The following is a 23,802-nucleotide window of genomic DNA, read 5'->3' as shown; positions in this document are numbered from 1 at the left end:
GTCAGTTACCCCCAACAGGGACAGCGATCGGCAGCAGCTGCTGCACTGGTCGCGAGGAATGAATGGATTGCACCGATACCGGCGAGGCAGCCGGAGCCACCGGGGTCAGCGGACGAGGTTTGGCCGCTGTGCTGGCAGGTGCGGAAGAAGGCGCGTAGTTCGCTGCCGTGCGGGGCGAAACACCAAGGGCCTTACCGATTTCGGTGTAGGTCTTGCCCTCGGCGCGCATCGCGACAGCCCGAGCCACGGTGGCCGGATCACGACGCGCGGACACCGCACGACGACGAGGAGCAGGACGAGTAGGAGCCTCTACCGAGACCGGAGCGCTCACCGGTTTAGCGATCGGTTCCGGCAGTGAGACAGGCTCAGGAATCGAATCTTGTTGTGCGGCACGGAACAACACCGCCAGCCCATGCGTGTCGATGAGCAGCGAGATCGGGGCGATCGCCGCGACCAGGGCCGAGGCCCACCACGGCAGGATTCGGCCGGCCGCGACCGCATGCAAGCTGTTGCCCGCGATCGAGACCATGGCACCAGTGCCGAGCACCCACAGGAACCAACGCCGTTCCGGCGATTTCGCCAGCACCAGCGCGGAGATGGTTGCTTGGATGATGGTGCCGTCCACGATCACCGGGAACAGCCACGCCCACCGCTTCGGAGTGTTGGCAAGAATCGCCAGATCACGCAACGCAGCGAAGCTGAGCACGAACGCGGCCGCCCCGATAATCACGATGATGACCACGGCGGACCAGCGCGCCCAAACCATGCCCGTCGACTGATCCGCCGTCCTCATCACGCCGCCTTAGGAGCCCGAGTTGCACCCGGATCGTTCGGCGTCTGCTTCGCACCGGAGGTATCGCCCTTGATGCCCGACGCCCGGATCGTCCAGCCGATGCTCTTGAACTCACCGGTACCCACGACCTTTGGCTTGATCTGCAAGCCCTCCAGCTCGATCGGAGTCATCCCCGGCACGATCTCGGCCACCGCAGGCACCGGCTGCACGGGCGAAGCGAAAATCACGTCGTAACTGGCGTTGCGCGCGTTCGCTGCATCAGGGTCGGTCACCGTGCCCTTCCACAACCGCTTACCGGTGCCGTTGCCGTCAGCGTCGAGCTCCTGCTTCTGGATCTTCGGTGCGTTGCGATCGTTGTTGAACTCGGTCACCGGCGAGATCTCTCCCAGCAGGAACAAGCCCCTGGGGAACGCCTCACGAAACTCCGGCGTGAACCACACATCTTTCAAAGCCATGACGTCAACTCCTCTTGTTTTCATGTCCTCTGTAGGACTGTTCTATAGAGAACGTTAGAACTAGAATTGATGGGTGTCAAGACCTACAGAGGACATAAGATGGAGTCCTCAGCCCCACGGAAGGAAGACGATGCCCGCAAAGTACGAGCTCATCGCTGACGCGCTTCGACAGCGGATCGAGGCCGGGGAGCTACATCCTGGCGATCGCGTTCCAGGTGAAGCGGCGTTGATGGAGCAGTACAAGGTCAGCACTCCGACCGTCCGTCAGGCGTTGGCGGTGCTACGCGCGGAAGGTCTCATCGAGGCGAAGCACGGCGTAGGAACGTACGTCCGCGTCCCGCGCGTCAAAGTTCGTCGTACCGACGAGCGTTACCAGTGGGAGAAGAACCGCGTCCGCGAACCCGACTCAGTTCGTCGGTCTACCGGTGCAACCGAACACGACACCGGTTTGTCGATGCCGGACCTAGTTTTCAGCGCCCGCTACGAAGTGATCAACGCGACCGATGATTTAGCCGATGCTTTCGCTGTGCCAGTCGGTACGAAGCTTCTTCAACGCGATTACCGCACTCACTCGCGCACCGATGATGCACCCTTCAATCTTTCCCGCTCGTATCTCATCTATGAACTGGCGGAAGGTAACCCGGACTTGCTTGACGAAACAAACGAACCTTGGCCAGGCGGAACGCAACACCAGCTGTGCACCATTGGAATCGAAGTCGCAACTATCACCGAGGAAATAGAAGCGCGCCCTCCGACCGCTCGCGAAGCTGAAGAACTGGGGCTGTCCCTGGAAGGCACTGCTGTGTTCGAGCTTCGTAAGTATTCGATCGATACCACTGGTCGAGTAGTAGAAGTCGCGGACGTCATCCTTCCGGGCGATCGAACCCAGCTCGTCTACACGACCCACCTCGCGAAGTGGGTGAAGTAGCGTGCTCATCTCGATTCTGACCGCCGTCCATCAGCCAGGCTCTGGCTTCCTTCGCGAGACGCTGGCGAGTATCGAAGCCCTCCGTCTGCCGCAGGATTGGGAGCTTGAGTGGATTCTGCAAGAAGACGGGCCGTCGTCCGAAATCGCTGCAATCGTATCGGAAAGCCCTCGAATCAAGTACGCAGCTAACGGCGCGAAACTTGGCATTGCCGGTACCCGCAACCTCGGCCTCAATCGGGCGGAAGGTGAGTTAGTCCAGGTTTTGGATGCTGACGACCTGCTGCTACCGGATGCGTTTACAACGTTGATTCCGGCATTTTCGGATCGCACAATCCATTGGGCACTCGGCCAGGCTGATGATCTCTTGCCCGACGGATCTCGGAAATCGTTTCCGCCGTATCCTGATCTGCCCTTTGGGCGAGTAACCGCGGGCGCGGTCAACGATTGGGCATTCGCGCACCAGGGCAGTTGGCCGCTGCACTGTGCTGGACTGATGATGCGGACGGCATCGGTTCGACTTGTCGGCGGGTGGGGAGGTCTTCCAACCGATGACGACCTGATCATGTTTGCTGGCCTGTCCGGTATGGCTGACGGCCACTTTGATGAGCGGCATACCTGGCTATATCGCCAGCACCCAGACCAAACTGTTCGGTCGACCCATCACCGCACCTGGAGCGATCACGGACGCAGGATGGCACTTCAACGTGCTGTTGCCGTACGAAATTCCGGGTTACGCCTCGGGCCTGCCGTGCCCAATGACGACAGCCATGCAATCACCATCGCGCCTTCGCTGAAGGCGATCACCAACAACTAGATCGGTTCGCACCATTTGATATCGAGTATGATCGGAGTGTCACGCGAGTGATGCTGAGCGGTAGGGCCGCCTCGCACGACGGCCCCACCTGGTGGGCTACCTAGCCCGCACTCGGCGGACCAAGATGAGCACCCCGGCGACTACAGCAGCTCCTACCAAGATCCTGCTGAAGTCGACCGGGGTCTTGCTCTTTTCCCGGCGATGTTTCGCCATCCCCACCACCTCCTCCCTCGGCACGGCATGGCTGGACCGATTCCATACCGCCCCTCGACCGGAGGTGCGTCCACCCTACGCCAGCCCAACGACCGGAACCGTTGGACCGCAGCCATTTCCACGCCGGACGAAAGCCGCAGGCGATGCCTGATCGGGCTGCACGAGTTTTGCCGTGCCTGACCGCCGTACGCGCCTCACCTACGACGGTTGCTGCCGAATTCCGCCATTGAGGATCAAGAGCGGCGCTACGCGCCGCCAGCGCGGCTACCGCCGCGCCGCGCCGCGCGACCGCCGGCCTCCGCAAGCTACGGCAGGCGGGCGCGTCGGCACGTCGGTAACCGCGCTCGCGTTCACAACTGCCACTCCACGACACTCTTGGTCGCTTTGGGCATATCCGAGTAAGTGTGGTCGCGACGTCAGCCGTACCCGGCCTACCTCCGCAGTCGATCACGAATCGGCCGACCACCGTACGGGGTGACTGGCTGTGGTCACGTCACGAGAATCGGACATCCGAAACGGGTCACCGCTCGTAGTCCGCGGCGGCCTGGTTCCTCTCCGGTCGCGCTGATCTGACGCACTGAGAGCTATCACAACTCCGGCAGGAATCCAGGGCGCTACGCGTCACTGACGTGATGGGACAAGCCCACCCTGGACACCCACCGGACCCGTGATCGAGACGCCCTCCGCCAGACCAGCCCCACCGGAGAGGAACCCGATCATGTCCACCATCGCCACCGCCCGCACCTACCACTGCGCCTTCTGCCCGAACCCCGCCATCGCCTGCCTGCCCGCCTTCGCCGCCCGCCACGACGGAACCCTCGAACCCGTCTGCGGAGAATGCCTGATCACCTTCTGGGCCGAACTCGAAGCCGCCGACGACGACTACAGCTGAGCCGAACTACGGGACCGTCAATGACGACGGTTCCCAGTCCCGGAACACCGCCGATGCCCATAACGAAACCCTCTCCCGCTGCGGGCATCTCAGTTCCCGTCACCTGAAAAAACACTGGGTCGCCTTGGGTTCCCGCCTCCTCATGGCCCAATTGTCTGACCTCACTCGGCCGAGTCAAGGGAAACAACGCCCTTGACACGACCTCCCTCCGCTCAGGGATGGCCAGTATGAGGAAGCAGGGGAAAGGAAGTCACCAGGACATGCGGAAGCGGAGGATAGGTGACAGACAAGCTATCGGAGGACGAAAGGACGTGCCCTCATGGACACGGTCTATGTGCGCAACGGAACGTATCGAACGAAGTACCACACAGATTTTCACTGCTCCGCCTTGAACGGCAAGCCGACAACCAGCAAGGGGCAGAAGCCAATGCCCGAGGCCGAAGCACGGAGCCTCGGCCTCGAACCGTGTCGGCTGTGCAAGAAATAACTCTGAACTCCCGCCCATTGCGCCGGAGTGCGAAGCCAGGCCGTCTACAGGCCGTGGGAGGCTCGGGAGCAGTCGGAATCGGCGAGAACCACTAAGAACCCTTCGGCCAGCTCAGAGGGCATTTTTGCACTCTTTCCCCAAGTTGCCAGACTCCGGCCGGAAGATTCTGGACATCTTCGAAGGCACCCAGCAGATCCAGCAGTTGATCGTGGCTCGCCGGGTGCTCGGCAAGACCAGTGCCGAGCTGAAGTAGTAAGTCGCACAGCGAAACCGGTGTCGGTCCACGGTGGACCGGCGCCGGTTTTCTGTGTCAGGTGGTGGCGACCAGGAAGTCTTCTCCGGTCGATGGGCGGAGACCGTCGGTTCGGTCGGTGAAGTAGCGTTCGGCGAGGGCGGTGCCCGAAACGTGTTGGGTGGCTTTGAAACCGGATACCTGGGCTAGGTCCTGAATTTCCGGTGGGGTGTAGAAGCTGATGAACGGGGTTCCGGCAGCTCGTGCGCCTTTCTCGGATGCTTCGAGTCCGGAGCGGTCGGTGCCGGCGAGTAGGTCGGTCGGTAGCAGGAAGGTCATTGCCAGGGTCGATCCCGGAGCGAGCGCGGATAGCTGGCGCAGGGTCGCCGCGGTGGTTTCCTTAGTGAGGTACATGCTTACGCCGGTGGAGGTGACGACCGCGGGACGAGTCGGATCGAACCCTGCCGCGATCAGTTGCCTCCACCAGGACTGGCTCGCCTCGAAATCGACCGGCACCAGCCGCAACCAGTCCGGCACGCCGAGGCCGAGCTCGGTCAGGCGCTGCCGTTTCCAGGCCTGGGTGTCAGGCTGGTCTATCTCGAAAATCGTTAGACGCGAGGCGATCTCCGGCCTGCGCTGAGCGAAGGTGTCCAGACCCGCGCCCAGCAAGACGTATTGGGTGACACCGTGGCCGGCCTGTTCGGCAACCAGGTCTTCGATGAACCGCGCGCGGGCCACCATCGATGCCCGAAACCCGCTGGTGCCAATGGGATCCATGTCCGGGCGGCTGCGCCAGTCCGCGTCGGGGGCGACGAGTCGCAGGCCGATCTCGTCTTCCAGCACGTGCGGCGGCGGGTCGACCCGGACGTGCATCGCTCGCCACAGGGCGGTTCGTACTGCCGTGTTGTCCGGCACCTCTGCCATCGGAGTTCTCCTTGCGATTACTTCTCGGCCTGCAGGGTCCAGATCCGCCCGTCGGGATCACGAACGGTCATTTCCCTTGTCCCGTAATGGGTTTCCTCGAATGGGGTGACCACCTCGATGACAGGATTCGCGGCAAGTGCGTCCTCGTCGGTGGCTTTCAGCACGAGTTGCATTCCGGGTTTCCGATCCTCGGGGACCTCGGCGATGAATACGTAAGGGCCGTCGCCGTTTCGGAGCTGACCGGAGTTGTGGTCGGTCGAGAACTCCAGTTCGTAGCCGAGCGCCTGGAAGAACTTCGCCGCCTTGCCCCAGTTGTGTGTCTCCAGGAACACGGCCTCAATGCCATTGGTAGTCATCAGGATTCCTTCTCGGTCGGGTTCCGTTGTTGCCTGTCGGCGTCGTCGAGGTAGGCGCGCAGCGCCGCGGCGACCAACGCCGACAGCGAGAGCCCGGACTCGATGGAGTGGTGTTTGACCCGCTTGATCAGCCCGATCGGCAGATACACGTTGAACTGCTTGATCTCCTCATCGCCCACGCTAGAATGCTAGCATCCTATACAGCTAGGCGCCACGACCGGTTTTCACGAGGAAGACATCACCGCAGGACGCCTCGAACTACCTGCACACAGGCGGGAAGGCTTGGTAAGATCGGCTCATCACGAGAGTGATGCCGAGCGGTAGGACCGCTGCCGTTAACAGCGGCCCTACCTGGCGGGTTATCTAGCCTGCCAAACTCGGCGGACCAGGATGAGCGCCCCGGCGATTACGACAGCAGTTGTCAAGATGATGCCGTAATCGACCGGGGCCTTGCTCTTCCTCCGGCGATGTTTCGCCATTCCCCACCACCTCCTCCCTGGGCGCGATGTTTGGACCGTGTCCATCGCCCCTCGGGAGGAAGTGGGATCACAATACCTGGGCCCACCAACAACTTTCGGATCGATTCGCAAACCCGTGCGAACGCGGCCGTTTCACTTTTCGGCGCGTCCGGCGCGGGTCGGCGGTCACTGTTGATCTTCCGTGCGAGACACGCGCCCCGCCGAGATCCCCTTAGCCCGAACGGGACACGTTCAGGCGGATAGTGGACCGGGCAGGAAAACGCTGGCAACGTAACGGCCTGCGTTTATTTCTTTCGAGCTGTACCAGAGACCTCGAGGAGCAACTGGATATGGAACGACTGAGCGTGACGCGTCGCCTCGCTACCGTTTTTGCCGCCACAGCGGTGGTAGCGAGTGTTTTTGCTGGTAATGCCGGTGCCGCACCGGCTGCCGTGGACTTGGCCGGTGCCGCGCGGCAGCTACGGGCCGCGGCCGCGGGCAACCCGGCGGCCGAACAGGCGGTGGATCGGCTGCTGGCCTCCGGGCAGATGATCAAGGCCGGGCAGGTGGCACTGCCCGCGCAACCGTTCCAAATCCCGGCGCAGTCGGATATCGGACGGGGTGACGGGCCGGGCGTGTACGGGTCCGGCATCGCGCTCGGGCTCGACGGCTTCCGCTTCGGATTCTTCGGCGGGCCGGGCACGATCGCGCCGAACCAGAGTGGCGCGAAGCTGGAAGTGCTGTGGATCAACCTGTCCACCGGGCAGAGCGGGACCGAGCTGCTCTACGAACACCAGGACGTTCCCGTGGACACCACGATCCGCACGAGGCCCCTTAACACCGGCGGCGGCATGATCGTGGCCGCGGTGTACGGCAGCCTGTGGCACCGCTGGTCGGTTCCGGTGAGCGATGCGAATCCGGACGGGTACCAGTACCAGCTCGGCACGATCTCGGTGCCCTCGTTCGGCGCCGTTTACAACTGATCGACTCGACTATTCGGGCCCCGCGACGTGCGTCGTGGGGCCCGAACCGTCACCGAATCCCCTCTTGTCTGGAATTACGTAATTCCGTAGTTTCGGTGACGTGAGTCTGGAAGAGCGGGTTGCGGAACTCGAACGGCGGCTCGACGGATTGACCGGCGAGCACGCGAACGGGCACGTGGCGGCGACCACCGACGACCGGTGGGCGGCGGTCCGCCTGCATGAGGAGTTCGTCGCGGCCGACGAGCCGAACGGCGGCGTCCTGTTCGCCGGTTCGGTGCGGCTACCGACCGACGAGCACTACGGCTGGCAGGCGACGTTCACCACCGGCGATCTGATCGAGGACGATTGGGCCGAGACCGCGGAATGCCTTGCCGCGCTCGGTAATCCGGTGCGACTACGACTACTGCGGGAGATCATCGGTGGCCGAAGGACCGCGGCCGAACTCGTCGGACTGGAGGGCGTCGGCACCTCCGGGCAGGTCTATCACCATCTGCGACAGCTGGCGGCGGTCGGCTGGCTGCACACGGCGGGCCGCGGGCGCTTCGAGGTGCCCGCGGCCCGGTTGGTGCCACTACTCATCGCGTTGGCCAGCGCACGACGCTGACCACGGGTCAGCAGTTATCGCTACCGCAGCTGCACGGGCCGCCGGACTGGCACCCGCACTGACAGGACGGACCGCACGAGCAGTCCGCCGGTACCGAAGTCGATCGAACAAGCTTGATGATCATCGTTGACTCAGCTCCATTCTTTGTTCGACTACCCCCTACCGGTATCGAACGCGCTCGTTGGTGCGCTGTCAAATAGCCACCGGTGCGGTCGGCACGAAACGCCGAGGGCCCATGCTCGCGACGTAGCTGTGTGACACCCGACACGCCGCTGCTACGGTTATGACCTCAGTTACGCCGTTCGATATCGCTAGGTCGAGTACCGACGCGAGTTTGCTGGTGGAGGTGTTCGACATGAAGGTGGCGCACGCGCTCGAGAACGTCAAGGCGCTCGGAGTGCTCAGGTCCCGCGGTGTTTCCGATCCGCGCAAACCGCTGGAAACCCTTCGGACGCTGAAGGAATCGCAGATATTCGGCCCACAGGCCACGCTGATCCGGCACAACGCGCGCATCAATCCTGAAGCCATCGGCTTGGCCGATGAGCGCGGTGAACTGACCTACGGACAGATCGACAAGCAGTCCACCGCGATCGCGCGGGGTTTGCAGGCCGCCGGGATCACCGAGGGCACCGTCGTCGGCGTGCTCGCTCGCGATCACCGCGGCCTCATCCTGGCGATGGTCGCCGCGAGCAAGCTCGGCGTGCGCGTCGCGCTGATGAACACCGGGTTCGCCAAGCCGCAGTTCGCCGAGGTGTGCCAGCGCGAGAAGGTCAAGGCGATGCTGCACGACAGCGAGTTCCTCGGCCTGCTCGACGCGCTGCCCGCCGACCTACCGCGCTTCCTCACCTGGGTCGACCAGGGCACCGAATTACCCGAGGGCGCAAAAACTCTCGACGATCTGATCACCGGCAACTCCAGCGCCGAGCTGCCCAAGCCGAGCAAGCCCGGCGGCTTCATCATCCTGACCAGCGGCACCACCGGCCTGCCGAAGGGCGCCACCCGCGTCAAGGTGTCGCCGCTGGCCACCGCGCAGTTCCTCGACCGAGTCCCGTTCCCGTTCAAGGGCACCCAGGTGATCGTGTCGCCGATCTTCCACAGCACCGGGTTCGGCAGCTGGCTCGTCGGCATGGCCATGAGCAACAAAGTGGTGATGCGCAGGCGATTCGACGCCGAGGCAACGCTGAAGATGGTCGCCGACCACAAGGCGGAGCTGCTGGTCGCGGTGCCGACCATGCTGCACCGGATGACCGAACTGGATCCGGCGATCCGGGCCAAGTACGACATCTCCTCGCTGAAGGTCATCCTGCTCGCGGGCTCGGCGCTGTCGCCGGAGCTCACCATCAAGGCCACCCAGGTGTTCGGCCCGGTCCTCTACAACCTTTACGGCTCCACCGAGTGCTCGGTCGCCGCCATCGCCAATCCGGAGGAGCTCGCGATGGCCCCCGGCACCGTCGGACGCGCGCCGATCACCTGCGAGGTGCGGCTCTACGACGACAACGACAAGCAGGTCAGCGCGATCAACACGACCGCGCGCATCTTCATTCGCAGCGGCACGCCGTTCGAGGGCTACACCGACGGTCGCCACAAGCAGGTCATCGACGGCTACATGTCCAGCGGTGATGTCGGTCACTTCGACGAGCACGGCCTCCTGATGGTGGACGGCCGCGACGACGACATGATCGTTTCCGGCGGCGAGAACGTCTTCCCGCAGGAGGTGGAGAATCTGCTGCTGGAGCGCGCGGACATCTTCGACGCGGCGGTCGTCGGCGTGGACGACGCCGAATTCGGTAAGCGGTTGCGCGCCTTCGTCGTTCCCGAGCCGGGCCACACGCCCGACAGCGAGGAGATCAAGGCCTACGTGAAGAACAACCTGGCCCGCTACAAGGTGCCGCGCGAGGTGGTCTTCCTCGACGACCTGCCGCGCAACCCGACCGGCAAGCTGCTGCGCCGGGTGCTGGTGGAGTACGAGGTCACCACCTGATCCCGGCGCGGCGACCCCAACTGGTTACCCATCGGTAGCTACTGTTGAGATACGTGACACATCGGGTTACAGATGCTTGCTATTGTTAGCGATAGCACTGGATCCCGAAGTTGCGGTCCGCACCACCCTTGGCTCACACCGGGTGGGGCCGCCGGAAGGTTGTTGTCGAATGGTTGTCTCCCTCCCCGCGTTGAGTGGCACTGCCCGCAAAGCGAGCGATCTCGCCCTGGGCGTGAACGTCATGGTCAAGCGGCGGCTGTTCAATCCGCTCCGGCTCGATCATGCCGCGCGTTCCGCGTTCAACGTGGCCAAGTTCGGCCCGTTCGCCGGCGTCGCCATGCATGCCGCCCAGACCAGGCCGGAGGCGGGCGCCATCGTCGACGAGCGCGGCGAGCTGACCTTCGGCCAGCTGAACGAGCAGTCGAGCGCGTTCGCCCGCGGCCTCGCGGCGCACGGCATCAAGCCCGGTGACGTGGTGGCGGTGCTGGCCCGCGACCACCGCGGCATGGTGCTGAGCCTGCTCGCGGCAGGCAAGCTCGGGGTGCGCGCGGTGCTGATGAACACCGGGTTCGCCAAGCCGCAGTTCGCCGACGTCGCCGCGCGCGAGAAGGTGAAGGCGGTGCTGCACGACAGCGAGTTCGTCGACCTGATGAGCGCCATTCCCGCCGAGATTCCCCGGGTGCTCACCTGGGTCGACGCGGCGGACAACGTCGATCCGTCGATCGCGACCATCGAGTCGCTGTCCGCGGGCCAGTCCACCGCCGCGCTGCCCGCGCCCGCGAAGGCGGGCGGCATGATCATCCTGACCAGCGGCACCACCGGCACCCCCAAGGGCGCGCCGCGCGACAAGGTGAGCCCGTTCGCCTCGGCCCAGTTCGTGGACCGGGTGCCGCTGCCACACAACGGCACCATGGTGATGGCGGCGCCGATCTTCCACGGCACCGGCCTTTCCCAGTTCACCATCGGGGTGGCCCTCGGCAACCGGGTGATCTTCCAGCAGCGCCGCTTCGACCCGGAGCAGACGCTGGCGAACATCGTGAAGTACCGCGCCGATTCGCTGGTGGTGGTGCCGACCATGCTGCAGCGCATCCTCGACCTCGACGACGCGGTGCTGGCCAAATACGACCCGAGCACCATCAAGGTGATCTTCGCGGCGGGCTCGGCCATCGCGCCCGACGTGGTCACCCGCACCCTCGACTACTTCGGCGACACCCTCTACAACCTGTACGGCTCCACCGAATGTGCCGTCATGACGGTCGCCACCCCGGAGGACCTGCGCAAGGCGCCGACCACCGCGGGCAAGGCACCGGTCGGGATCCGGATCGTGTTGCTCGACGAGAACCGCAAGCCGATCACCCGGCCCGGTGTCACCGGAACCATCTTCGTCGACAACGGTTTCGCGTTCAGCGGATACACCGACGGCCGCACCAAGGAGATCGTGGACGGCATGATGAACAGCGGCGACGTCGGGCATTTCGATGCCGACGGGCTGCTCTACATCGACGGCCGCGACGACGACATGATCGTCTCCGGCGGCGAGAACGTCTTCCCGCTGGAAGTGGAGAACCTGATCGCCGGGCGCGAGGACATCTTCGAGGCCGCTGTGGTCGGCGTCGACGATCGCGAATTCGGCAAGCGGCTGCGGGCCTTCGTCGTCCCTGGCCCGGATTCCAAGCGTGACTCGCAGGAGATCAAGGATTTCGTCAAGGCGAACCTGGCCCGCTACAAGGTGCCGCGCGAGGTGATCTTCCTCGACGAACTCCCCCGCAACGCCACCGGCAAGCTGCTCCGCAAGCCGCTCATCGAGATGGAGATCGAAGCGAGCTGACCACCCGCGCACGCCTCTTGATCTACCGCACCAGGAATCGCATGCGATTTTCGGTGCGGGAGATCAGGGGGCGTGCGGCTGTGATGCACGCGTGATCGGCGTGCGGATTCGATCTTCTGCCGTTCTCCTGGCGTTTGTCACTGGGGAATTCGCGCGCAATTCGTCGGCTACTATCAGCGCGTGAGTATCGAGTTCGGCCGATCTGTCGCGGAGCACCGCGGCGCCGTCGCGCGGGTGCGCGGTGGTTCGGCCGGCGCGATCTCGGGGACCATTTCCGTTGCGGCACACGGCTGGGCGTCCGGCGGGATGTCGCCGGACAGTACGACGCTCGCGCTGCTGGTGGCCGCGGCCGCGGTGGTCGGCGCGCTGGTGGCCGGGCTCGCCCCGCTGCGGGACACGTCCGCCGGACTCGTCACCGCGCTCGTCGCCGGGCAGCTGCTCGGGCATCTGACCATGGGGTTCAGTTCCGGGCACCTACATCACGGCGATGCGCAACTGACGCCGGCGATGCTCAGCGCACATGTGCTCGCGGCCGTTGTCGCCGCCCTGGTTATCCGTGGTACCGAAGCCGCTTATCGGACCGGTACCGCGGTGCTCTTCCGAGTATTGCGACCGCATCGGCCCGCACCTGTTCTCGCCGATCCGGCGGCACTGCGGACCGCCCACCGGGACCGCGTGATTCTGCGTGTCCTCGCCGCGGCATCGCTGCGGACTCGCGGGCCACCGTTCGCCGTCGCCAACTGACTTCGCTCTAGCGCTTATATGAAGCGCTTGTTCCGGTGTGCGCATTGCGTCACCGGTATTGCCGACGCGTCGACATCGCCGTCTCGTCGTCCGCGCCGTTGCGCCGACTTCGTTGTCGCCGTACGCAATTCCTCGACCTGTGCGGCCGCCCCAGCGATGCCGCCAACGCGCGCCAAGGCCGAAGCACATATTCCGACCGCTCATTCGGGAACAACGCGCCCGTGGGTTCCCGAGCCGCAGAAACGAAATGACCGTGAGCACAACAGAAACCATCATCTCCGACGCCGAATTACCCCCGTCGGCACCGGAACCGCAGCCGACCAACGTAGGTAACAAACCGACAGCTCGAAATGGGCTGTACGCGTTGGCGATGCGCCTGCATTTCTACGCGGGCATATTCGTCGCCCCCTTCATTCTCATCGCCGCCGTCACCGGCGCCCTCTACGCCATCTCACCCACCCTCGAATCGATCGTGTCGCGCGACCTGCTGACGGTCGAGGCGGGCGACGCACCGAAACCCCTATCCGAGCAGATCAACGCCGCCGTCGCGACCCAGCCGAACCTCACCTTGGCCGCGGTCGCGCCCGCTCCCGGCGCCGAGGACACCACCCGCATCCTCTTCAACGACCCGTCACTCGGCGAGTCCGAACGTCGCGCGGTCTTCGTCAACCCGTACACGGCCGAGCCGGTCGGCGACGCCGTCGTCTACGGCAGCTCCGGCGCACTCCCCCTGCGCACCTGGATCGATCGCCTGCATCGCGACCTGCACCTCGGCGAACCCGGCCGCCTCTACAGCGAGCTTGCCGCGTCCTGGCTGTGGGTCATCGCGCTGGCCGGTTTGGTCGTCTGGATCCGTCGCGTGCGCACCCGCCGTAATCGGAACTCCGCAAGCTGGCTGTTCGCCCCGGACCGCTCGCAGCACGGCCGCGGCCGCACGGTGAACTGGCACGGCTCCGTCGGCATGTGGGTGCTCCCGATCATCCTGCTGCTGTCCGCCACCGGCATGACCTGGTCGACCTACGCGGGCGCGAACATCACCGATCTGCGTCAGCAATTGAGTTGGACCACACCGGCAGTCACCACGGCGCTGCCGGGAATTGCCGCACCCGAACACACTTCGGGCGGCGCGCACCATGAGGGCCATGAGATGACGCCCGCCCCGGTCGACCCGATCTTCCGAGTCGCTCAGGTAGACCGCGTCTTCGAGACCGCGCGCGCCAATGGCGTGACCCAGGCCGCGGAGATCACCTTCCCGTCCGCGTCGGATCAGGCGTTCGCGGTGAAAGAGCGCCGGATGTCGGGCAGCTACACGGTCGACGCGGTCGCGGTCGACGGCACCACCGGCGCGGTCACCGACCGGCTCGCCTACGCCGACTGGCCGTTGATGGCCAAGCTCACCAACTGGGGAATCCAATTCCACATGGGTCTGCTGTTCGGTCTGCTCAACCAGTTGCTGCTGCTCGCCGTCATGATCGGGCTGATCACGGTGCTGGTGCGCGGCTATCTGATGTGGTGGCGCAGGCGGCCGACGCGCCGAACCGGACGGCCCGCACTTGGCCGCGCGCCAAAGCGGGGCGCGCTGCGCCGGACCTCGCCGTGGTTGGCGGTGCCGGTGGTCGCCGCGGCGCTGGTGGTCGGCTGGTTCGTCCCGCTGGTCGGGTTGAGCCTGCTCGCCTTCCTCGCCATCGACGTGTTGATCGGTCTCAGGACAAGGCTGCGAAGCGCCTAATCGGTAGGCGGTTCCTCTCCGGATGAGGCGGTCTGGTCAGCGCTGCGGGCAGCGGCGGCCAGGCCGTCTCGACCGGAGAGGAACCTCGCGCACCCCGAGTGTGCTTGTGCTGTCGCGGAACTCGGGGTGGGGGTTCGGCGAGCCGAGTGTCAAGTGTCGGCGCATGGCATCTACCTCCATATCGAATAGTGCGGACGTGATCAGCTAACGGTCACTGTCGGCTAGCGGCTGGATCTAGGTGTACAGCCTGGCGATGAACGCCTGCATATTGGCGAGCATCCGCTCGACCTTCTGCTCCGGATTCAAATTCTCCCGGTACCGATTGCCAAGTGCCGGTGTCTTTTTGCCCCGCGCGTACAGCGAGCAGGCGAGGTCGGTGCACATGTAGGTGCCGACCGTGTTGCCCTTGCGTCCGGACGGACCTGCCTTGGCCGCCGTCAGCAGGGACACGCCGGTGCCGGTGTGCGTGGTCAGGCAGATCGAGCACATCTGGGCTCGGCCCGATCCACCGGTTTCGTAGCGCAGCGCGACCCCGGCGAGCTCGTCGTCGTCCTTCGGGACGACCAGATAGCACCGGCCCGGCAGCGACGGGTCGCTCCAGCCGAGAAAGTCGAGATCGTCCCATGGGCGGTCGTCGAGATCCTTTGGCACCGGTAGTTTTTTGGCCTCGGTCTTGGAACAGTTGATGAACGACGACCTGATGTCTCGTTCAGTTACTGGTTTCATGGCGATTTCACTCCGTTCTGGTTTGTCGGTGAACAAAACCGAAGTGACGTTACGGGCCGCGACCGGCATCGAACAAACGCATTTCACCGAGAAATACCTGCTGGTCAGCTACCTGTGAACAGAATCACCAGACCGATCGGTCGTCCGGATGACACAGGGAAGCCTGGAAACACGAAACCCCGCCAGGGCGGCCCTGGCGGGGTTTCGCACGGGTCAGGGAGTTTCCGACGGCTCGTCCGGGAGCTCCGCGGCCGGGGACTTGTCCGGCACCGCGATCGGGCGCAGGATCACCCAGGCGATGAAGAGCAGGGCGACGACCCCCATGCCGAGCCCCGCCCACAGGTTGATGTTGATATTGCCGGTTTTGGCCTGGTCGGCGGCGGAATTGCTGACCAGGCCGGTGATCACAAGGACCACCCCGTAGCAGCCGAGTAGGGCGCCGACGATGGTGCGGATGTCGAAAAGCATTGCGGCTCCTTATCCGACGAGGATGTTGAGGGCGATGACGAGGACAAGGGCGATGCCCGCCAGCAGCACCGGGCGCTGATACCAGGGCAGGGAGCCCTGATCCGGATCGGTGCGCACCTCCTTCGGGGTTTCCGAATAGACCAGGCCGACGAGTTCGGCGACGGGTTTCGGCGTGGTCACCTGCGTGACGAGCACGCTGACCACGATGTCGACCACGAACGCGGTGCCCGCGGCCACGAAACTCGAACCCTGGCCGGACAGGTGGAACACCTTCGTCTGATGCAGGATGAAAATCACCACGGCGGAACCGGTTCCGCAGACCAGACCCATCCAGCCCGCCGTCGGCGTCATCCGTTTCCAGAACATGCCGAGGATGAACGTCGCGAATAGTGGCGCGTTGAAGAAGCTGAACAGGGTCTGCAGATAATCCATCATGTTGCTGAAGTTCGACGCGATGAAGGCGGTGAAGATCGCCGTCACCGTCGCGCCGACCGTGGCCAAGCGACCGACGGTCAGGTAATACCCGTCCGGGCGATCCTTGCGCACGTACTGCTGCCACAGGTCATAGCTGAACACCGTGTTGAACGCGGAGATATTGGCCGCCATGCCCGCCATGAACGCCGCGAGCAGGCCGGCGATGCCGACTCCGAGCAGCCCGTTCGGCAGCACGTCCTTCATCAGATACAGCAACGCCTGGTTGTAGGTGGTGTCGCCGGTGAAGTCCGGATTCGCCACCTTCGCCGCCTTGTACTCGCTCATCTGCGGGACGAGCACCGCGCTGATCATGCCGGGGATCACCACGATCAGCGGGATGAACATCTTCGGATAGGCGCCGAGGATCGGGGTGCGCCGCGCCGCCGAGATGGAGTGCGTCGCCAGCGCGCGCTGCACCTCGACGAAGTTGGTGGTCCAGTATCCGAACGAGAGCACGAACCCGAGGCCGAACACGATGCCGATCACCGAGAGGATGTTGTTGCTGAATCCGCTCAGCTCATTACCCGGCCAGGAGTCCAGTTGCGCCCCGCCGCCCGGCGAGGCGGTCACCTTGTCCCGCAGGCCATCCCAGCCGCCCACCTTGTGCAGGCCGACCAGCGTGAGCGGCAGCAGCGCGGCCACGATGACAAAGAACTGCAGCACCTCGTTGTAGATGGCGGCCGACAGCCCGCCGAGGGTGATGTAGGAGAGCACGATCACCGCCGCGATGATCACCGACAGCCACAGCGACCAGCCGAGCAGCACGTTCAGGATGGTGCCGAGCAGATACAGGTTGACACCCGCGATCAGCACCTGGGCGATGGCGAAGCTGAGCGCGTTGACCAGGTGCGCGCCGGTGCCGAAGCGCCTGCGCATGAACTCGGGCACGCTACGGACCTTGGAGCCGTAGTAGAACGGCATCATCACCACGCCGAGAAACAGCATGGCCGGGATCGCGCCGATCCAGAAGTAGTGGAAGGTCGGGAAGCCGAACTGGGCGCCGTTGGCCGACATACCCATGATCTCGACGGCGCCGAGGTTCGCGGAGATGAACGCGAGACCGGTGACCCAGGCGGGCAGCGAACGCCCGGACAGGAAGAAGTCGATGCTGGACGAGACGCGCTGTCTGGCCAGCAGGCCGATGCCGAGCACGAACACGAAATACAGGGCGACCAGGGCGAAGTCGACGGGAGCCGCGTCCAGCCGCAGGGTCGATGAGGCGTCTAAATAGGTCGATGCCGTCGACCGCGGTTCGGCGGCGAGCAGCGCGGACGTCAGAACAGGTGAATCGGCAAGCGGCACAGCGTCCCTCCTGGCGGTGAAACCGGGCGTCGAGCGAGATCTTTCGTGGTGCGAGATCGTGCGTCTACGGGTGGTACTGCATGGCGCGCGACTCACTCGTCGCCGACCGAATGGTGTCTCGGCCGACACCTACTCTGCGTGATTGTGCCTCACTCGCGGGCCACAATCGTGCACAAAAACCTGGGCGGTCGCTCAATCGGCGCGGTGCGCCCCGGCCGCCGGGCCGACGACGAAGGTGCGCGGCTCGGCAAAGCCCGCGTCGGCGAACCGATTCCGCACCGCGGCCACCACGGCATCGGTGCTGTCCCGATCGACCAGCGCGAGCACACTGCCGCCGAATCCGCCGCCGACCATCCGCGCGCCGTGCGCCCCGGCGGCCAGCGCGGCGTCGACGGCGGCGTCAAGCGCGGGTGTCGACACCTCGAAATCGTCACGCAGCGAGGCGTGTCCCTCGGTGAGAATCGGCCCGATCGCCCGCGGATCCGTCCCCTCTCGCAATCTTTGGGCAACAGTCAGCACTCGGGCGTTCTCGGTCACCACATGGCGCGCCCGTCTGCGCAACACCTCGTTGGCGATCCGGTCGAGCGCGGCTACCGACTCGACGTCGCGTAGCGCGGGCACGCCGAGTTCCGTGGCGGCAGCCTCACATTGGGCACGGCGCTCGGCGTAACCGCCGTCGACATGCTCGTGCGGCTGGCCGGTGTCGATCACCAACAGCTCCAGCTCGAATCGCGCGAGGTCGAACGGAATCTGTTCGTGCGCAACACTATTCGTCTCACCAGCACGGCCGATCTCGACGAAGCGCCGGATGTCGAGGAACAGCGCGTGTCCCGCCGTGCACAGAATCGACGCCGACTGATCTAGCAAACCGGTCGGCGCCCCGACATAGTCGTTCTCCGCGGCGCGCGCGATCTCGATCAGCTCACGATCGGTGACGGCAGGCGCGAACAGGTCCCGCAGCGCGATCGCCACCGCACAGGACAACGCCGCCGAGGACGACAGGCCCGCGCCGATCGGTACCGCCCCGTCCAACTCGAGGTCGACGCCGCCGATCGCCAGCCCACGCCGCACGTATTCGGCGACGACGCCGAGCGGGTACCGAGACCACCCCGGCACCCGATCACGCTGTGCCACGAGATCAGCCACCGCGACGAGCACGACCTCGTCCGGTCGTTGCCGCGAGACCACCCGCACCTGAGCGTCGGTACGCACCCTGGCCTGGCATTCGACCACCAGCGGCAAGGCGATGGGCAAGACGAAACCGTCGTTGTAATCGGTGTGCTCACCGATGATGTTGACCCGTCCCGGCGCAACCCACATCCGCACTTGTTCTCCCGGTCTGTCGTGTCCACTGGCCCCTGCCACACGTTACGAGACACGCCACGGGAACACTGCTTCCAGCTGTCGGAGGTGCGCGATTCGCGTCTGCCTTCCTTACACGACCGGACCTCGACACCCCCTAACACGTTGATGACAGTGTGTCTGGGCGGTGCACCGATCTCTCCCCTCCATATTGTTGAGATCGGTGCACCTCGCAGACGCATTGCGGCTGATCGCCAGCGCAAGATGCTGGGCATAACACTTGGCCAACTGTTCGACCCCACTGCGCGCACAAGCGGCCGATACGTCAGGTCGTGCTTATCCGACCGAACGGAACCGAAGTGCCATCGGTCTGCTCGGATCGATGCCCCCGAAGGAGACCTTATTACTCACTTCTGAGTACCACAAGCCCCGATCTTCCCAGTACCTCGCCGCCCTGCGCCAGAAAACTTTCCGGGGATTTCCCCGCTTGGATACCCCACGGATACGCTGGTCCGATGGCGACAGAGGATCCGCTGAACGCCGCCGCGCGCGACAGGCTCAATGCCGCCGTGGCGCGAGTCATCCGGGATCGCCGTCGCAAACGGGAGATGACGAGAGAGCAGGTCTACACGAAAGCCGAGCTGGCTCGCGCCACCTACGACCGAATCGAGAAGGGCGAGACCTTGCCGGACGTTGGCCGCCTCGAGTCAATCGCATGGGCTCTCGACACGACAGCCGTCGGCATCATCAACGAGGCGAAACGATCCCTCGACGAGACCGCACTTTTCGGCAGTCTTGCCGCTCCACCCGAGGTTCTCGACGGCAACGAGGAATCATCCGGTCGAGCGGCAAGAATCTATGGCCGAATGATCGGTCTGGAGTAATTCGGTACACCCAGGCAATTCTGGTAGGCGCCCTCAACCATCGCGGACCTCATCCACCACGCTTCGATCACAACCCCGCGACCGCGAGAGCGATAGTAATAGGCACCCACCAAATCTGTTCGAGGATCTGAGCGCTTCCCGACGACAAGTCCAGCACTAGCGTGTTGAGCAGTAGTGTTGCGCCGAGCCCGATCAAGCAGACTGCCGTCACAAACAATCCGCCAGCGGCGCGACGGAGCTTGGGGCGCAATCCTTTTCGCTGAAGTACCTGCCAGGTGGCAGCCAAGGTCGCTATCCCGGTGACGATCGAAAGAACCACGTACGTGATGGCGAAAACTTGCGCGGACACATCCACAGCAGCAAAAGAATTCAATGTCTTGGAGTGGCGCGCCGCACCCGTGAACCAGCATGCGATCAGCACGGCCGCCCCCAACGCCCATGCCGTACCGACAAAGCGGCCGGAATGTCGAGAGCCAGTGAGGATCTCGAGCGCGACCGAGGCAAGAGAGCTGAAGGACAGCGTCGCCAGCAGGACGGAGGCGAGCAGCGCGATCGCGTTGCCAGTGACGTTGATCGAGATCTGGTTGAGTCCTTCGACAACCGGCGATATGGCCAGGATGTAAGCGGAACTGATCGCTCCGAACGCCATTGTGAACAGCCGTGATTCAGGGAAGCCCTGCCACCAGCGCATCCGATAGGCCATCACCGCCCCCATCGCGACGGCGGCCCACACTGCCGGTTCGTACGTCATCTGGGTGATTCTAGGGATGAAGACGACGGGGGCGTCGTTCATGGCCAAGCTCGCGTAAAATGTGGCTTCGTGTACGTGAAAGTGTCGTCCCGCAAGACTTCTGGCGGGACGACAGTGGGGTATCTGCAGTTGGCGTGTAGCGAGTGGCATCCACGGCGAAGACCGAAACCAGCCTCGTCGGCAACCGCATCCATTCGGGCACCGACACCAACGTGGGCCTTCGACGCGCATTGCGTGACTGGGAGTGGATGACACCGAGTTGATCCGACTGTCGTCGGTCATCCCGCCGCGCGCCACCCTGGAACGCATAGGCCGGGTGCGCATGCGATCCTGTCAAGCCTTGAAGACATGACCTCAACCGACCGAAAACTTTCGGTCCGGTCCGCCTGTGCACGACCGAAACTCGCTCCGACAACGCTCTGATCTGCGCACTGGGGCTGGCCGCGTACCACACCATCCCCTGGAGTTGCGCCAGTGAGCAACCTGCACCTAACCATCGAAGCCAAGATCCCGGACGACCAGATCGAAATATTTCATCGCCTTTATGAGGAGGCGTTCGGCCCGCTACGCACCAAAACGCTCGTCAAGCAGGTGCTGGATCCTGACGAATTCCGCGCGGAAATGGTCGATCCCAGGGTGGACAAACATGTGGTGCGCAACGATGCCGGGGAACCGATCGGGCTGACCACACTGACCAAACACCTTGACACCATCTCGTGGATCAACCCGGAATACCTCACCGCCCGCTTCCCGGACCACGCGGCGCGCGACGCAATCTATTATGTCGGGATCACTCTTGTTGCGCCAAGTGCACGACAAGGACCCGCATTTCGTGCCATGATCGAATCAGTTGTCCAGGTTCTGGTTGCCGACCGAGCCGCGGTCGGTTGGGACATCTGCTCGTACAACAACACTCGGTCCTGGTTCACCGAACGCGTGTTGACAATGCTCGGCGCAGCGAACCTCGAGGTCTCGATGGAGGATACACTAATCTTCTACGGGGCTTGGTTCACCGGGGATGGAGCGAACTAGGGGGGCTGATGGCAGTCGCGGAGCGGCAGTCGGAGCGGCGATACCTGCTCCGAACACGATGGTACGCACTGCTTCTCGGGGTCAGCGGGGTCATCATCGCGCTGCACCTGACGGCCGATTCCGCCCTGCTGTCGTATCTCACGATGACGGCCATCGTGGCGGGCACGCTGGCCATGATCGGCTTCGGCCTGTGGGCACATCGGCCCGCCAATCCGCTGCCCTGGTATCTGCTGTCGTGCTCGGCCGTGTTGTCCGCGACGGGAGCCGCGTTGCGCGATGCCGACAACAGCCTGAATGACGCGTTCACGCTGCTCGGCTATCTGACGGTCGGCCTCGCCGCCCTGATCTGGCTGCGCCCGCGGCGGGTGCGTGGCAATTATGAGTTACTGCTGGACTCGGGGCTGATCGGGCTTGGCGCGATCCTCGCGTCGTGGACCTTCCTCATCTCGCCGATCCTCCAGTCGCACGACACCGTGCTGAACTTGACGGTGGCCGCCACCTATCCGGTGCTCGACGCGATGTTGCTGACGCTGGTCGCGCATTCGGTGGCCACCTCGACCCGCTCGGAAACCTCGCTGGACCTGGTGCATCTCGCGCTGATCGCGGCACTGATCGGCGATCTCGCCGACAACCTGACCGCGGCGGGCACCGCGACGATCAGCCGCGATATACAGCTGGCGCCACTGCTCGCGGCGTATGCGATCGCCGGCGTCGCGGCACTGCACCCGACGATGACCAGTCTGGGCGCACCGCGGCATATCCATTCGCACCACTCCCGTCAGCGCGCCAGCTTCATCGCGGTCGTATTGATCGTGGCGTCGCTCGTGCCGGTGGTCGGGTCCTCGCTGGACACGCTGAACCGCGTGGTGGTCTCGTCATTGTTCGCGTTGCTGCTCATCGGCGTACTCGTTCGCAGCGAGCGCGCCATCGTGCGTAGTTCTCGTAGCGAGCGGCGGGCGCAGTATCAGGCGGATCACGACATGCTCAGTGGGTTGTTGAATCGGTCGGCGCTGCTTCGCACGCTGAACCTCAACAATGAGCGGTGGGCGGAGCGGCCGGTGAGTCTGCTGTTCATCGACCTGGACGGCTTCAAGATGGTCAACGACAGTTACGGGCACGCGGTCGGTGATGAGCTGATCGCGAACGCGGCCTCGCGGATTCGGCGGGTGGTGCTGCGCGACGACGTGGTCGCGCGGTATGGCGGCGACGAATTCGTGGTGCTTTCCCCGCTGGGTCGGCAGGAGGCGGCGACGCTCGCCGAACAGCTGCTCGGGGCGTTCGTCCGGCCGTTCGAGTTGAGCGCGGGCGAGATCCCGATCACCGCGAGCATCGGGATCGCCTGCGGTGGCCCGCGCAGCACCGAGTCCACCGTCTACGACCTCATCCGGGACGCCGATTCGGCCATGTACCACGCGAAGGAATACTCGCTCGGCTACGCGTTCCACGACGACGCGCGGCACGCGCCGGACACCGTGCGGCACATGGCGAACGACCCGGCTCGGCACAACGCGAACGAGACGGGCCGGCGGATCTGGCGCGCGGGCACCAGATCCACCAGCACCGCGGTCTGACCTAGTCGACCAGCTCGTCGAGCAGTCGCCGGGCCGCTTCCAGCTCGGCCTGCAACTGCTGCACCTTGGCCTCCTGCGCTTCCCTGGCCGCGTCCAGGATGCCCGCCACCACTTCGGCCACCTCGGGGTGCAGAATCTTGGCGGCCTGGGCCACGGCGGAACTCGGCACCGCGAGACCACGCACGGCGCGCTTCTTGCCGCTGACCACGTCGACGGACCATTCGCCGTCGGCGGTGCCGGTGAGCGTGACGGTGACCTCGGGCGTCTTCGCCTTCGGCCGCGCGGGGGCCTTCGCCGCCTTAGCGGCGCCCGCGGTGGCAGGCTTGGGCGCGGGCTTGCTCGCGCCGCTGTCTTGTTCGTCCGATTCCGGTGTGCTCGCAACGGGTTTCGGGACGACCGGTGGCGGCGTGACAGAACTGGGTGTGGTTGGTGTCGCAGTGCTCGTCAAGGTCGACGGCTGGGTCACGGGTGATTCCTTCCTGGTTGTCGACTTCGGCTGGGCAGTGGAAACGGTTGCCGCCCCTCGTGGCGGCTTGGTCAACGTCACTTCTGTCGGAGAAAAGGACAGTACATCCTTCGATCCGGTGGGCCGGACCTGCAGGAAGTCTCCATCGGCCGGATCGCCGAGGGAGATCACCTTTCCCGACCGTCCTTCCGGCACGCCCACCGCGGCAGCGGTGAACCACACCATGGGCGGGCGGCCGCCGGCGATATCCGTGGCGATCCGCTGAATCTCGCTGTCCGACAATGGCTTGGGCTTGGTTTTAGGCGACGGCATGGTGACTCCGAGCAATATTCGTGGATGGCTGCGTGCACAGATGATGCCGCACCGCACCGACAGATTTACACTCCGCTTCCAAATCGAGTCCCA

At 64.5% G+C, this 23,802-nt stretch carries 24 protein-coding genes; 13 read left to right on the top strand and 11 right to left on the bottom strand.

Going from position 1 to position 23,802, the window contains the following annotated elements; translation table 11 throughout:
* Position 1: 1 nt before the first annotated feature.
* Positions 2–793, bottom strand: coding sequence for a DUF2637 domain-containing protein (locus ACIA8C_RS36195; RefSeq protein ID WP_397142726.1), 792 nt, complete (start codon positions 791–793; stop codon positions 2–4).
* On the bottom strand, positions 793–1,248 hold the full coding sequence (locus ACIA8C_RS36190; protein WP_397142724.1) for a hypothetical protein: 456 nt from the start codon (positions 1,246–1,248) through the stop codon (positions 793–795). The genes ACIA8C_RS36195 and ACIA8C_RS36190 overlap by 1 nt, the downstream gene beginning before the upstream one ends.
* Before the next feature lie 130 nt (positions 1,249–1,378).
* Between ACIA8C_RS36190 and ACIA8C_RS36185 the strand changes: the two genes are divergently transcribed.
* The 3 genes from ACIA8C_RS36185 to ACIA8C_RS36175 all read left to right on the top strand — a co-directional run bounded on the left by ACIA8C_RS36185 (position 1,379) and on the right by ACIA8C_RS36175 (position 4,095).
* Positions 1,379–2,176 (top strand): GntR family transcriptional regulator, encoded by a 798-nt coding sequence (locus ACIA8C_RS36185; protein WP_397142722.1) that lies wholly within the window; start codon positions 1,379–1,381, stop codon positions 2,174–2,176.
* A 1-nt stretch (position 2,177) separates the two neighbouring features.
* Positions 2,178–2,990: a glycosyltransferase family 2 protein gene (locus ACIA8C_RS36180; RefSeq protein ID WP_397142720.1), complete on the top strand. Its 813-nt coding sequence runs from the start codon at positions 2,178–2,180 to the stop codon at positions 2,988–2,990.
* Between the two features lie 931 nt (positions 2,991–3,921).
* Positions 3,922–4,095 (top strand): hypothetical protein, encoded by a 174-nt coding sequence (locus ACIA8C_RS36175; protein WP_397142718.1) that lies wholly within the window; start codon positions 3,922–3,924, stop codon positions 4,093–4,095.
* A gap of 797 nt (positions 4,096–4,892) precedes the next feature.
* Here ACIA8C_RS36175 and ACIA8C_RS36170 read toward each other — a convergent pair.
* Genes ACIA8C_RS36170 through ACIA8C_RS36160 form a run of 3 tightly spaced genes read right to left on the bottom strand, consistent with a single transcriptional unit; the run spans position 4,893 to position 6,273 of the window.
* Positions 4,893–5,738 carry a class I SAM-dependent methyltransferase gene (locus ACIA8C_RS36170; protein ID WP_397142716.1) on the bottom strand — a complete coding sequence of 282 codons (846 nt, stop codon included), beginning with the start codon at positions 5,736–5,738 and terminating at the stop codon, positions 4,893–4,895.
* Between the two features lie 17 nt (positions 5,739–5,755).
* Positions 5,756–6,094 (bottom strand): VOC family protein, encoded by a 339-nt coding sequence (locus ACIA8C_RS36165; protein WP_397142714.1) that lies wholly within the window; start codon positions 6,092–6,094, stop codon positions 5,756–5,758.
* Complete coding sequence (locus ACIA8C_RS36160; RefSeq protein WP_397142712.1) at positions 6,094–6,273, bottom strand: CopG family transcriptional regulator; 180 nt, start codon at positions 6,271–6,273, stop codon at positions 6,094–6,096. Before ACIA8C_RS36160 ends, ACIA8C_RS36165 begins: the two co-directional genes overlap by 1 nt.
* Positions 6,274–6,902: 629 nt before the next feature.
* On the opposite strand from ACIA8C_RS36160, the gene ACIA8C_RS36155 reads away from it, so the two are divergent.
* From ACIA8C_RS36155 to ACIA8C_RS36130, 6 genes are all read left to right on the top strand, one after another.
* Complete coding sequence (locus ACIA8C_RS36155) at positions 6,903–7,535, top strand: hypothetical protein (RefSeq protein WP_397142710.1); 633 nt, start codon at positions 6,903–6,905, stop codon at positions 7,533–7,535.
* A gap of 100 nt (positions 7,536–7,635) precedes the next feature.
* Entirely contained in the window at positions 7,636–8,139 is a 504-nt protein-coding gene (locus tag ACIA8C_RS36150) for an ArsR/SmtB family transcription factor (RefSeq protein WP_397142708.1), read from the top strand.
* 355 nt (positions 8,140–8,494) lie between these two features.
* Complete coding sequence (locus tag ACIA8C_RS36145) at positions 8,495–10,120, top strand: acyl-CoA synthetase (RefSeq protein ID WP_397142937.1); 1,626 nt, start codon at positions 8,495–8,497, stop codon at positions 10,118–10,120.
* A gap of 169 nt (positions 10,121–10,289) precedes the next feature.
* Complete coding sequence (locus ACIA8C_RS36140) at positions 10,290–11,948, top strand: acyl-CoA synthetase (protein ID WP_397142706.1); 1,659 nt, start codon at positions 10,290–10,292, stop codon at positions 11,946–11,948.
* A gap of 180 nt (positions 11,949–12,128) precedes the next feature.
* Complete coding sequence (locus tag ACIA8C_RS36135) at positions 12,129–12,692, top strand: hypothetical protein (protein WP_397142704.1); 564 nt, start codon at positions 12,129–12,131, stop codon at positions 12,690–12,692.
* A 247-nt stretch (positions 12,693–12,939) separates the two neighbouring features.
* A complete protein-coding gene (locus ACIA8C_RS36130) occupies positions 12,940–14,421 on the top strand; it encodes a PepSY-associated TM helix domain-containing protein (protein WP_397142702.1) in 1,482 nt (493 codons plus the stop codon).
* A gap of 234 nt (positions 14,422–14,655) precedes the next feature.
* Here the strand turns inward: ACIA8C_RS36130 and ACIA8C_RS36125 are convergent, their stop codons facing one another.
* Entirely contained in the window at positions 14,656–15,147 is a 492-nt protein-coding gene (locus ACIA8C_RS36125) for an FBP domain-containing protein (RefSeq protein WP_397142700.1), read from the bottom strand.
* On the opposite strand from ACIA8C_RS36125, the gene ACIA8C_RS36120 reads away from it, so the two are divergent.
* A complete protein-coding gene (locus ACIA8C_RS36120; protein WP_397142947.1) occupies positions 15,107–15,265 on the top strand; it encodes a hypothetical protein in 159 nt (52 codons plus the stop codon). The two genes, ACIA8C_RS36125 and ACIA8C_RS36120, sit on opposite strands and share 41 nt — an antisense overlap.
* A 95-nt stretch (positions 15,266–15,360) precedes the next feature.
* On the opposite strand, the gene ACIA8C_RS36115 is transcribed toward ACIA8C_RS36120, so the two are convergent.
* From ACIA8C_RS36115 to galK, 3 genes are all read right to left on the bottom strand, one after another.
* Entirely contained in the window at positions 15,361–15,615 is a 255-nt protein-coding gene (locus ACIA8C_RS36115) for a hypothetical protein (protein ID WP_397142698.1), read from the bottom strand.
* A 9-nt stretch (positions 15,616–15,624) separates the two neighbouring features.
* The gene (locus tag ACIA8C_RS36110) at positions 15,625–17,355 is read right to left on the bottom strand and encodes a sodium:solute symporter family protein (protein WP_397142935.1); all 1,731 of its coding nucleotides are present in this window, start codon (positions 17,353–17,355) and stop codon (positions 15,625–15,627) included.
* A gap of 228 nt (positions 17,356–17,583) precedes the next feature.
* Positions 17,584–18,711 carry a galactokinase gene (galK, locus tag ACIA8C_RS36105; protein ID WP_397142933.1) on the bottom strand — a complete coding sequence of 376 codons (1,128 nt, stop codon included), beginning with the start codon at positions 18,709–18,711 and terminating at the stop codon, positions 17,584–17,586.
* A gap of 497 nt (positions 18,712–19,208) precedes the next feature.
* Here galK and ACIA8C_RS36100 point away from each other — a divergent pair, with 497 nt between their 5' ends.
* Positions 19,209–19,577, top strand: a complete 369-nt coding sequence (locus ACIA8C_RS36100; protein WP_397142696.1) for a helix-turn-helix domain-containing protein — start codon at positions 19,209–19,211, stop codon at positions 19,575–19,577.
* Between the two features lie 67 nt (positions 19,578–19,644).
* On the opposite strand, the gene ACIA8C_RS36095 is transcribed toward ACIA8C_RS36100, so the two are convergent.
* The gene (locus tag ACIA8C_RS36095; protein WP_397142694.1) at positions 19,645–20,328 is read right to left on the bottom strand and encodes a hypothetical protein; all 684 of its coding nucleotides are present in this window, start codon (positions 20,326–20,328) and stop codon (positions 19,645–19,647) included.
* Between the two features lie 474 nt (positions 20,329–20,802).
* Here ACIA8C_RS36095 and ACIA8C_RS36090 point away from each other — a divergent pair, with 474 nt between their 5' ends.
* The gene (locus ACIA8C_RS36090) at positions 20,803–21,360 is read left to right on the top strand and encodes a hypothetical protein (RefSeq protein ID WP_397142692.1); all 558 of its coding nucleotides are present in this window, start codon (positions 20,803–20,805) and stop codon (positions 21,358–21,360) included.
* 8 nt (positions 21,361–21,368) lie between these two features.
* The gene (locus ACIA8C_RS36085; RefSeq protein WP_397142690.1) at positions 21,369–22,931 is read left to right on the top strand and encodes a diguanylate cyclase domain-containing protein; all 1,563 of its coding nucleotides are present in this window, start codon (positions 21,369–21,371) and stop codon (positions 22,929–22,931) included.
* Position 22,932: 1 nt separating this feature from the next.
* Here the strand turns inward: ACIA8C_RS36085 and ACIA8C_RS36080 are convergent, their stop codons facing one another.
* Positions 22,933–23,709 carry a DUF6319 family protein gene (locus tag ACIA8C_RS36080; protein ID WP_397142688.1) on the bottom strand — a complete coding sequence of 259 codons (777 nt, stop codon included), beginning with the start codon at positions 23,707–23,709 and terminating at the stop codon, positions 22,933–22,935.
* Positions 23,710–23,802: the final 93 nt, after the last annotated feature.

The sequence above is a fragment of the Nocardia sp. NPDC051321 genome (assembly GCF_044455225.1).
GTDB lineage: Bacteria > Actinomycetota > Actinomycetes > Mycobacteriales > Mycobacteriaceae > Nocardia.
Note: the sequence above shows the minus strand (reverse complement) of the source record. Positions and strands in the feature narration are given on the sequence as shown.